The following is a 541-nucleotide window of genomic DNA, read 5'->3' on the forward strand; positions in this document are numbered from 1 at the left end:
TTTGGTTTCGAGTTGCTCGCTGTACGAATGGATGTAGGTATCCATAGCTACCTGCTGGTCGAGATTCATCACCTTTAGCATAGACCGCGTGCGGTCGGCGAGTGCATCCAGTGCCTGCTCCGGCGTGAGGGTTTCACCTCGTTGTGTCGCATCGCCGCCATTCGTTTGTGCGAGGTCTGCTTTCAGGTCAGCAACGATGGCGTCGACCAGGTATCGGTAGAAGATGCTATAGGCGCCGAAGTAGATCTTCGGCCCGAGGTCCAGCATATCGTGAATTTTGCCGATACGGGCCCGACTCTCGAAGTGGGTCCGACCGTACTGGCCATCGAACAATCCGCCCAAGTACTCACGCTGGTTTTCTTTGAGTGCTTCAATGCCTTTGCCCGATCGTCCGAATATTTCAATGGTTTCGTCGTATGATTCCAGGTGGTCGTAAAACGCCTCGACAGCGTCGTCGATGACCGGTTCAACAACGCTACCGAGATTTTCGAGTCGTCGCTCATCTTCCGGCTTGAAGTTAGTGAAATCTTTTCGCCAGTCG

1 protein-coding gene is annotated in these 541 nt (G+C 53.6%); it reads right to left on the bottom strand.

Annotated elements, in window-relative coordinates:
* On the bottom strand, positions 1–541 hold a 541-nt coding region (locus DEQ92_RS21705; protein WP_233516939.1), incomplete at both ends, for a protoglobin domain-containing protein.

Origin of the sequence: Haloferax sp. Atlit-6N (assembly GCF_003383195.1) — an archaeon.
Lineage (GTDB): Archaea > Halobacteriota > Halobacteria > Halobacteriales > Haloferacaceae > Haloferax > Haloferax gibbonsii.